The 3,288-nt window shown below is 67.1% G+C and carries 3 protein-coding genes; 2 read left to right on the top strand and 1 reads right to left on the bottom strand.

Features of this window, described 5'->3' with window-relative positions; translation table 11 throughout:
* The coding region (locus tag LQV45_RS22260; RefSeq protein WP_230008864.1) for a sugar ABC transporter ATP-binding protein at positions 1-1,338 on the bottom strand (1,338 nt) is incomplete at its 3' end.
* Between the two features lie 246 nt (positions 1,339-1,584).
* Between LQV45_RS22260 and LQV45_RS22265 the strand changes: the two genes are divergently transcribed.
* Positions 1,585-2,595, top strand: a complete 1,011-nt coding sequence (locus LQV45_RS22265; RefSeq protein ID WP_230008865.1) for a LacI family DNA-binding transcriptional regulator — start codon at positions 1,585-1,587, stop codon at positions 2,593-2,595.
* Between the two features lie 12 nt (positions 2,596-2,607).
* Positions 2,608-3,195, top strand: coding sequence for an SRPBCC family protein (locus LQV45_RS22270; protein WP_230008866.1), 588 nt, complete (start codon positions 2,608-2,610; stop codon positions 3,193-3,195).
* Positions 3,196-3,288 lie beyond the last annotated feature (93 nt).

Genomic DNA, 3,288 nt, shown 5'->3' on the forward strand with positions numbered 1-3,288 from the left:
CTTGGTGCCGACGTCGATGCCGCGGGTGGGCTCGTCGATGATCAGCAGCCGGGGGTCCGTGGCCAGCCACTTGGCGAGCACCACCTTTTGCTGGTTGCCGCCGGAGAGCGTGGAGACGGCGTACTCCTGCGAGCCGGTCTTGACCTGGAGCCGTTTGCTCCATTCCTGGGCCGCGCGCCGCTCGGCGCCCCCGTTGATCAGGCCCGCCGTCGTGTACTTGTTGCGCAGCGTGAGCGTGACGTTCCGGGCCACGGACAGGTCCATCACGAGGCCCTGCTTGCGGCGGTCCTCCGGCACGAAGCCCATGCCGGCGGTGATGGCCACCTGGGGATTCCTCGGCCTGAGCTTGCGTCCGTCGAAGGTGATATCGCCGGCGTCGTAGGGGTCGATGCCGAATACGGCACGGGCCACCTCGGTGCGGCCGGCGCCGACGAGGCCGGCCAAGGCAACGATTTCCCCGGCGCGGACCTCGAAGCTGATATCGCGGAACACCCCGGCGCGGCTGAGGCCGTCCACTTTCAGGACCACGTCGCCGATCTCGGCGGGGGTCTTGGGGAAAAGGGCGCCAATGTCGCGGCCCACCATCTCGCGAACGATCTGCTCGACGGTGACGTCGGCCGTGCGGTGGGTGGAGATGTACCGGCCGTCCCGCATCACGGTGATGCGGTCGCACAGGTCAAAGACTTCGTCGAAACGGTGCGAAATGAAGAGGATGCCGGTCCCGCGGTCCCGGAGGCTCCGGGCCACGGCGAACAGCCGTTCCACCTCGACGCCGCTGAGGGCTGCCGTGGGCTCGTCCATCACCAGGACTTTGGCGTCCAGCGAAATGGCCTTGGCGATTTCAATGATCTGCTGGTCCGCGATGGACAGGCCTTCGGCGATGCGGGTCGGGTCGATCGGAACGCCGAGCCGCTCGAACAGCTTGCGCGCCTCCCTTACCATGGTCGCTTTGCTGATGAGCCCGAAGCGGCCCTTGGGCTGGCGGCCGATGAAAATGTTCTCCGCGACGCTCAGGTCGGGGAAGAGCGTGGGTTCCTGGTAGATGACCGAGATTCCGGCGTCCTTGCTCTCGGCAACATTGCGGAACTGGACGCTCTGGCCTGCCACCTGGAAGTCGCCGGAATCGGGGTGGTGCAGGCCTGCGAGGATTTTCACCAGAGTGGACTTGCCGGCGCCGTTCTCGCCGACGAGTGCGTGGATTTCGCCGGCCTCGATGTGGATGGTGCCGTCGGCCAGGGCGACCACCGGGCCGAAGGTCTTGGCTGCGTGGGAGAGCGAGAGGACCGGAACCTGCTCCCCCTCAGCGGGGCCGGACCGGGAACTGTGTGTCTGCTGCATAAAATTGACCGCACCTTTGGGGCTTAGTGAACACTGAAATGAATCGTTTCATAACGAGTTGTGATTTGAATCATAAGGTCTTCAAATCAACACGTCAACTGACGTCAGGCATTCATGACGCTGCTTTTGATTCGTTTCAATGAAAGGGTTCAAAGTGGACCCCGGACGGGTATCCTGAAGTGACTATTTTGCGTACGCGCCGCCTGGCCCCAGGGGCTGCGGCGTCCACCTTCAGGAGCACAGGAAATGGTTTCAGCGAGCGTCAAGGACGTCGCGGCACTGGCCGGCGTCTCGGTGGGGACGGTCTCCAATGTGCTGAACCGGCCGCAGAAGGTTTCCGCGGAAGTTACCCTGAGGGTCCAGTCCGCCATCGACAAGCTCGGCTTCGTCCGGAACGACGCCGCGCGCCAGTTGCGCGCGGGCATGAGCCACAGCATCGGCCTGGTGGTCCTGGACGCTGCCAACCCCTTCTTCTCGGATCTGGCCCGGGGCGCGGAGGACCGCGCCGCCGCGGAGAACTTCACCGTCCTCGTCGGCAACAGCAACGAGGACGAAGGCCGGGAATCCGCGTATCTGGACCTCTTTGAGCAGCAGCGCGTGCGGGGCGTGCTGCTGTCCCCGGTAGGAAATGTGATTCCCCGGTTGGAGCAGCTCCGGCGCCGGGGCATCCCTACAGTGCTCGTGGACCGGCAGACAGAGAACACGAGCTTCTCCTCCGTGGCCGTGGACGACCTGGCGGGCGGGGAGATGGCTGCGGCCCACCTGTTGTCGCTGGGCAGGCGGCGGATCGCGTTTGTCGGCGGACCGGCAAGCATCCGGCAGGTAGCGGACCGTTTGGCAGGGGCGCGGAAGGCCATCGACGCCGTTGCGGGTGCAACGCTGGAGGTCATCGCCACGGAATCCCTGACCGTGCTTTCGGGCAGGGCGGCCGGCGAGTCCATCCAGGCCCGGCCCGAAGCCGAACGCCCGGATGCGATCTTTGCAGCCAACGACCTGCTTGCCGTGGGTGCCCTGCAGGGCCTGATGCTCATGGGCGGCGTCAAGGTGCCGCAGGAGATAGCCCTGATCGGCTACGACGACATAGAGTTCGCCGCCGCCGCCGTCGTCCCGCTGTCCTCCATCCGGCAGCCCAGCGCCCTCATCGGCTCCACCGCACTGGAACTGCTGCTCCGGGAGGCGGCATCGGAGGACGGCTTCGCACCCACCCAGGTGGTCTTTCCGCCCGAATTGATAGTGAGGGCATCCACGCAGGGCTGAAAGGAGGCCCCGATGGGCAGCACAGATTATGAGTTCCGGACCGTCTGGCGCGTGGCGGGCACGCCGGAGGAGGTCGCGGCTGTCCTGGGCGACGCCACCGCCCTGCCCCGCTGGTGGCCTTCCGTCTATCTCAGCGTTGAGCCCGTGGCCGGCGGCCCGGAGCCCGGGCCCGGAATGCACAGACCCGTACGCCTCTACACGAAGGGCTGGCTGCCCTATACGCTCCGCTGGACCCTCACGGTTACGGAGCCCGTCACGGCCCGCGGCTTCGCCCTCACCGCGGCAGGCGATCTGAACGGCACCGGCCGCTGGACCTTCGAGCCGGACGGGCCGGAAACGGTCATCACCTACGACTGGCGCGTCAGCGCCGCCAAGCCCCTGCTACGGCGGCTGAGCTGGCTGCTGAAGCCGGCCTTCGCCGCCAACCACCGCTGGGCGATGGCCCGCGGCCAGGAGAGCCTCGCCCTGGAACTGCGCCGGCGCCGCGCGGCAGCGGGGGGCAGCTCGGGGCGCACGGCGGCCGGGCCAGCGGCTGTCCCACCGCCTCCGCCGCCCACCTTTGCCTGGCTGACCCGGCGCGCAGCGCGCACGGACACGTAGGCGGCCGCCTAACGTCCGGAGTTCTGCCCGGGCTCTTGCCCTGAACTTCCGGCCCTGGACTTGTGCACAACAGTAAGTCAGTGTCTCATTCAC

The organism is Microbacterium sp. Bi128, from assembly GCF_918698205.1.

Excerpts from the sequence above, each read along its gene's own strand:
- LQV45_RS22265 (WP_230008865.1), top strand. The coding sequence starts at position 1,585 with ATGGTTTCAGCGAGCGTCAAGGACGTCGCGGCACTGGCCGGCGTCTCG.
- LQV45_RS22270 (WP_230008866.1), top strand. The coding sequence starts at position 2,608 with ATGGGCAGCACAGATTATGAGTTCCGGACCGTCTGGCGCGTGGCGGGC.